Below are 6,185 nucleotides of genomic sequence, written 5' to 3' on the forward strand. Positions count from 1 at the left end.
TTCCAGCAAACTAACCAATCGCATATTCATCCTGCTGGCAGCGCTGCTGACATTCCAGTCGCTGGTTATTTCTTCCGTCTCAGTCCACCTACTTGATGTGCTAAAACTGCTTGGCATCGCAACTTCAACAGCACTGGCCATAGGAATGATGATTGGGCCATCTCAAGTCATGGCACGCCTTGCAGAGTTTTCGATTGGGCGAAACCTACACCCTACCTGGTCGGCTCGTATCGCCATCCTGCTATGCGGGGTGGGTATTGCGCTGCTGTTACCGGCCATCCCGTGGCTGGCCTTCGTAGCCTTGGCGCTTTACGGAGCAGGTAATGGAATTCTGACCATTGCTCGCGGAACATTACCCTTGGCTCTATTCGGCGCGGATGGCTACGGAGCACGTATGGGGCTGCTGGCTCGCCCGATGCTGATTGCCCAGGCTGTAGGCCCCATAGCAGCAGCACTTGCTCTAGAAAGATTTGGATCAATTCCGCTGTTAGTTGGAATGTGCATTCTAGTAGCAATAAGCTTTATTACGAGCCTTGCTCTCCCTGCCAAATGACTGGCTAAATGGGATTAGGCACGTATGCCGTGATCAAGCCGCATAATCTCGTCATGGATAATTGTGAATCCCATAGGTGTGCACAGCACCCTGCAGGGTGTCTGACGGCCTACACCTGCTACAGATCTTACAAGCCATCGCTGCGCCTTCTTTCGGCTTCCAAACACTTCAAGTGCGATTGAGAAGACCTGCTCGTAACGCGTCTGAAAACAGCGATTCCTAGCACTCCAGCAGCCAATCGGGGAGCGAACACATCGCCCGACAATCCTAAGCTCATTCATGCTTCACCCTCTGGTGATACTGGTCTGGTCGCCCCTCGTACTCTGTGCAGGGGGCATCCCGGCAGGGCCACCTCGTGGCGCGGCCCTTTAGCTCAGACGCAACGCTTACCATCGAATTGAAGATCTGCTCGCAGCTACCTATCACTCAGCACTGATCGTGCAAAGTGGGAAAGATTGGAAGCCCCGTCTCCATTCCTGCGCAACAGGTAACCCTTGATACCAACCTGGCCAGGCCCATCCCGATCACACCTTTCTGAGTCGCCAATCATGACGATCCGCCTCTGACCACTGAGCTCATTTTCTGGCCGGACATTAAGCAGATCGCAGGTGTGCTGATAGATGCCGGCTTGCGGTTTCATAACACCAATGCGATAGCTGAAACCATAGGCCCCAAGGTGCGGGAAAATCCTTTCCACTACGGGGCCGTAGGCCATTGCCAGGTTTGAACATACGGCCAGTCTCACCCCTGCAGCTTGCAGTAGCCCAACGGCCTCAACCGCGTCTGGATAAGGCTGAATGCTTGCCAGCTCTTCCTCCAAGCATTGATCAAGAAATGCGAGTTGGGAGGGCGAGATCTTGATACCAAAGGCCAGCGCAGCCTCGCTTAGAGAAAGGCAATGGGTCATGATCGTTCGGATGTCATCAGCGCGAGGCAAGCGGCCTTGGCGTCGCCCCTCTCGAAGCAACTGTCGAAACGGATGTGTCGGCTGCTGTATCTGTACCAGCGTTCCGAAGGCGTCAAAGATTACGGCACTGGTCTTCATCTGAGTTTCCTTCGCTGGTCACCGCCCGCAAGACAGCCAGCCACTCTAACGAGAATCAAGCTCAACAACCAAATAACCAATCTACCGAAGAGTAACGCCAAATTTTGAAAAATCATCCACCAGCGTTTTTCGACCCAGCATTTTCGGAAGCTTGAAGACGTTCCTGTACCCATACCACAAAAACATAGGAATAATGACAAGCCCAACTCCAAAGGTGGCCGTTGCAGCAATAATCCCAGCTGGAACCGCTGCTAGCGAAATAACCACACCCTTTACCAAAGTCGACCTTGCAATAATTCGCAGATCATCCAAGTCGCACTCAACTTTCCCACCAGCCTTCTCAAAAGCGACAACAATTATCGATTTCTTTGAGGCATGTTTATAGTACCAAGTTCGCGGAACATCAGTCGCCAAAGCACCATGCTTCGCAAGATACTTCAGCATCACAACCTCCTTGAAATAGAGCGTAGCGCCGTGTTCATCTTCATATCTAACACGTCGATAGAGAGCGTCTAGATCACCGCTCGCTTGAGCATCATAGTTCTTAACAGTCAATGTCAATTTCTTTAACTCGGACATGCTTCTTCCCTTAAACACACATTAACTATTAATGGATTAGATGACGGTGGGGCCTACTGAAGCAGGCTGAGACAGCGGCCTCGACGACGCGGGGGCACTCAAGCGGCGGCAGGCAATCGGCTGACCATGACGTAATGATCGTTGCCTGACACTGTCCGCAATAACGCCATGCCTTCGACCTCCGCTATCACCTCACTAGGGGGTGTGACAATTGTCATCCCATCAACCAGTTGCCCTGAAAGATCGCCATACACATACGCAACGAAACGATCGCCTACTTCAGCTGCATCTACCAGATACGCGTCCACTAGTGCACCCCAATCATGGGCCTGCGCAATCGCCAACTTAGCTGACACCAGACTGGGCAGTCGTATTCCGCCCTCAGCCGTCCAGTCCTGGGAATTCAGACAACTCATGGATTCTCCATCACGTTCGAATTTGAAACCTACTCACTTACTGAAAAAAGCTAAACGCCGGCAGCCCTGTCAGGCTTCATACACTGACAACTAGGTCTGGCCGAAAGCCAGTTTCTTCGGTGGGATAACCACGAGGATTACTCACAAACCGGACGCCATTAACAACCTCATCCACAGCTTCGTGGGTATGGCCAAAGATCCATAGATCGATCTTGAAATCCATCAGGCCATCCCAATTGTTTCCATAGGCTGCTCGCAAGTGAGGATCGGCTCCTTGGTCACTCACAAACTTCATAAGAGGCGGATGGTGAGTCACAACTACACGTTTACCGTTGAATGGCAGAGACAGCTGAGCCTCTAACCACTCCTTCGTCTCTCGATTTCTCGCGATCAGGTCGTCAGGGCGCAAACGCCGATACTGTTCACCGACACGGATAGCGCGAAAGTCATTCAGTGAGTCACGAGCACACCAAGAAGCAGCTACTGGGTCTCCGGTCGCGGCCAGGCTTGTCCAAGCCGTAGCACAGAAAAACTGCACATCACCGTACTCTAAAACCTGATTTTCCAAGACGTGGACGTGCGCCTCAGCAGCGTCAAGCAGCTTGCTGTGAGTTCGATCTATATTCCCGCTGTAGTGCTCATGATTGCCCATGGCGTAGACGACAGGCGTGCTGAAGGCCAGGCTGGCCCATCTGGCCCCCCTGGACTTCACGTGGATGTCGCCGGCTAATACGACCACGTCACAGTCCACCACAGGGGGGACGAAATCGGCGAACTCACAATGTAAATCAGACAGTATGTGAAGCTTCATCCCTAGCCTGCTGACGTCGACTTTCTAATAAATTGATCACTCCCTGGCCGGTCGCCCGGACGCGGCGAGGCTGTCATCTGTAGGCCCACGATAAACGATGGGCGCCATTATTGCCAGCTTTCGATATTTATCGACGCATGACGCTGTGGCCCTATTCTTCGTTTTGAGCGCTCAGCATGCAGAACGAGATAGCAGCAATAGTCCGAGCTCTGCGCGACCTTAGAGGATCGGCCCAGGAGGAGCTCGCCGAGATCAGTTCCCAAGCCAATCTGTCGCGATTGGAGCAAGGGAAAACGCAGGTCTCTTTGGTCAAGCTGAGCAAGATCGCGCGCACCCTAGATTTCGACCTCGTGGCTCTCGTCGCGCTATGCCAGGCTCTCCAGAATGGGTCATCACCTATCGATGTCATGGCGAAGGCTTCGCAGGATTTGGAGGGCTTCATAGCCCTGGGAGGCTTGCAGGGCCTGAAGAAGCACTGGGACGCAGGTGAAGGGCTGGTAAAGCGCACGCGAGGCAAACCCAGCAGCCCAGATCGAATCCGAGCTGTGCTAGAGCTCAAGGCCAGTGGCATGTCGAAGGCGGAGGTGAGTCGAGCGCTGGGTTTGCCTGAAGCGACTGTCAGGCGTTACTGGCTCAAAGAACTGCCTGGTTAGAAAGGGAGTCGTGGGGCACGAGCAAAGAAGCTCTCCACTTGTCCGATTCGATTTAGCGCGGCGGCAGATCCTTGAAGCGCAGCCTGGGATAGATCCGCCTTTCCTCAGCGCATTTGGAAATCTGGAAGAACGCTGACAGCAGTGCATCTTCCGAAGGGCAGTGGCGGGTCATCACCTCGAACTCGTTGTAATCGAAGGCTAGGACGCGGACACCAACCTCATCCATGAACTTCAAAATCATGGTGCTGTATTCATCGTAGTTGTCGATAAAAAACTCTCTGACCACGACAACTCCCACCAGGGGTCGTGCAGCAAGATCAATGTCCAAGGGCGTGCCGCCCACAAGCGCCAAGGCTGGATTGCCTTCTCGCTTGATCGTTGAAATAGCGCCACGTAGTTGCTGAAGACCGTTCTTCAACTGACTTGTAGCCTTCTTTCGCTTTCTCTCAAGCGTTGTGTTCAACGTCGCTGGGGTATTGGGACTGTCCTTCGCCTGCAGCAGTAAAGTCACTTCATCGCCCATTACCACTACGTCAGCCAGCTCCTCGCCATCGGAGACCTTCAAGGGGCCATGGATGATCCGCTCGGAGGTATATGCCCGCTGGAGCAGATAGATGATATCCAGTTCCTGAAACGTACCCGGCTCAGTGCGCTCCAACTGTGTATTGGAAAAGCCTTTGGAGCCTCGAAAGTCCTGGCGGGTCAGGTCGGTGATCAAATAGTCCGAGGGGAACAAATCCTCCCCTAGTAACACCGTTGCGGCACGAGCGTCGTCCTCATAGGTCGTGAGGCTGAACCACCTGTCCGCCTGCTCATACATCTTGGGCCAGTGATCTGCTCCAATTGGGCTGAGTGTACCGAGCTCCTTGCGGAGCTGACCAAGCTTCGCCTGGGCCTTACAACTGAACAGCTCACGGTTGTGCTCGTCGAAAAAGCACACACTGAACTCGTCAGGGAAGCTCTGCAGTGCCTCGGTGAGAGGGTCACCTGGGATGAGTGGGGTTTTGATCAATAGCGGGCTTTGTGGGTCATCAAAGCAGGCAGTGAGAAGCGTAAATCCCGTCGTTTCGTCTACCTTGTATGGCGCCAGGTAAAGCTTCAATTCGCGCCTTTGCTGAGCGGCCAGGATCAGCTCTTTCCCTGCCTTGATTACCAGCACGGAGCCCTCAGGGCCTTCAACGATCCATAATCCACGGGCTAATACAGCGATTTGCTGAAGCGATTGTGGCTTCATGATCGTGAGGTACATGTGAACTCCTTGGTGCCTGATTGCGTCCTGCATAACCTGAAGCCTACGCTGGAGGTCGCCCGAGAGATAGCCGCTCACTGGTATATCAAGATCGAAGTATTCACCTGGAGCAGGCCTGCCCGGCTATGCCTACCTGAAGGATGTGTTGACGCGCCTGCCTACGCAGCGAGCTAGTGAGATTGCCGAGCTGTTACCACACAGGTGGGTGACCGTTTAATCACGCAGGGTGTCTTGGACTTGTGCTTACCAAGCTTCTACATTTTGCGCCAGACCAAAGCAGGAATTGCTCGGATGTAAATTAGCTCGCTGACCAACTCAATCAGCGTTTGAGTGATAACTGCTGCCGCAGCGAGCCCTCTGATTTCTTCGGGCAAAGCCAGTGCCAGGGGCAGAACCACCAATGAATTTCGTGTCGAGCTACTGAACGCCACTGATCTTGCAGTGATGGCCGGCAATTTAAATGCCCGCGCAACCAGCGCACCGACCAGTGGTGCCAAGAGCATGAAACCGAGGTAGACGGGAATAACGGGCAGTAGCTTGTCCATGTCCCTGACCACTGCTGAGATCTGAGAGCCGACCACTACGACCAACACAGCCGCCATAGCTGGCACAGGCATCCAAGCCCATGCATTGTTCCAGCCCTCAACGACGCGTGACCTCTTTGCCCCGGCAGCTGTTGCTACTGCCAAGACCAAGGGTAAAGCGATCAGCACTACGAAGGCCTCAACAAATGGGCCGACCGATATAACCACCGCCGAGTCATTACCCACCATGAAGGCTAGATAGAGGGGCAGTAGCACAAGCTGAAGCAAGAGTAGTAATGGCGTTGCCGCCAGAGTCAGTTTGGAGTCGCCCTTACCGATATGGGTAAACACCACC

7 protein-coding genes and 3 pseudogenes are annotated in these 6,185 nt (G+C 53.7%); 3 read left to right on the forward strand and 7 right to left on the reverse strand.

Going from position 1 to position 6,185, the window contains the following annotated elements; genetic code table 11:
• Positions 1 to 553 (forward strand): annotated as a pseudogene (locus tag A7D21_RS33565) (MFS transporter); the annotation flags it as partial.
• Positions 554 to 567: 14 nt separating this feature from the next.
• Here A7D21_RS33565 and A7D21_RS36780 read toward each other — a convergent pair.
• From A7D21_RS36780 to A7D21_RS33585, 5 genes are all read right to left on the reverse strand, one after another.
• The gene (locus A7D21_RS36780; RefSeq protein ID WP_082461812.1) at positions 568 to 834 is read right to left on the reverse strand and encodes an antitoxin Xre/MbcA/ParS toxin-binding domain-containing protein; all 267 of its coding nucleotides are present in this window, start codon (positions 832 to 834) and stop codon (positions 568 to 570) included.
• Between the two features lie 134 nt (positions 835 to 968).
• A complete protein-coding gene (locus tag A7D21_RS33570; RefSeq protein ID WP_058410959.1) occupies positions 969 to 1,598 on the reverse strand; it encodes an HAD family hydrolase in 630 nt (209 codons plus the stop codon).
• Between the two features lie 81 nt (positions 1,599 to 1,679).
• Entirely contained in the window at positions 1,680 to 2,177 is a 498-nt protein-coding gene (locus tag A7D21_RS33575; protein ID WP_033901917.1) for a hypothetical protein, read from the reverse strand.
• A gap of 98 nt (positions 2,178 to 2,275) precedes the next feature.
• Positions 2,276 to 2,593: a hypothetical protein gene (locus A7D21_RS33580; RefSeq protein ID WP_033901845.1), complete on the reverse strand. Its 318-nt coding sequence runs from the start codon at positions 2,591 to 2,593 to the stop codon at positions 2,276 to 2,278.
• Positions 2,594 to 2,669: 76 nt separating this feature from the next.
• Positions 2,670 to 3,404, reverse strand: coding sequence for a metallophosphoesterase (locus tag A7D21_RS33585; protein ID WP_033901844.1), 735 nt, complete (start codon positions 3,402 to 3,404; stop codon positions 2,670 to 2,672).
• A 176-nt stretch (positions 3,405 to 3,580) separates the two neighbouring features.
• Here A7D21_RS33585 and A7D21_RS33590 point away from each other — a divergent pair, with 176 nt between their 5' ends.
• Complete coding sequence (locus A7D21_RS33590; protein ID WP_033901843.1) at positions 3,581 to 4,057, forward strand: helix-turn-helix domain-containing protein; 477 nt, start codon at positions 3,581 to 3,583, stop codon at positions 4,055 to 4,057.
• Positions 4,058 to 4,109: 52 nt separating this feature from the next.
• On the opposite strand, the gene A7D21_RS36450 is transcribed toward A7D21_RS33590, so the two are convergent.
• Complete coding sequence (locus tag A7D21_RS36450) at positions 4,110 to 5,306, reverse strand: hypothetical protein (RefSeq protein WP_228386024.1); 1,197 nt, start codon at positions 5,304 to 5,306, stop codon at positions 4,110 to 4,112.
• A gap of 124 nt (positions 5,307 to 5,430) precedes the next feature.
• Between A7D21_RS36450 and A7D21_RS35020 the strand changes: the two are divergent.
• A pseudogene (locus A7D21_RS35020) lies at positions 5,431 to 5,523 on the forward strand (transposase domain-containing protein); the annotation flags it as partial.
• 37 nt (positions 5,524 to 5,560) lie between these two features.
• Here A7D21_RS35020 and A7D21_RS33600 read toward each other — a convergent pair.
• A pseudogene (locus A7D21_RS33600) lies at positions 5,561 to 6,185 on the reverse strand (arsenic resistance protein); the annotation flags it as partial.

It is taken from the genome of Pseudomonas sp. AP19, assembly GCF_001728855.1.
Taxonomy (GTDB): Bacteria; Pseudomonadota; Gammaproteobacteria; order Pseudomonadales; family Pseudomonadaceae; genus Aquipseudomonas; species Aquipseudomonas fluorescens.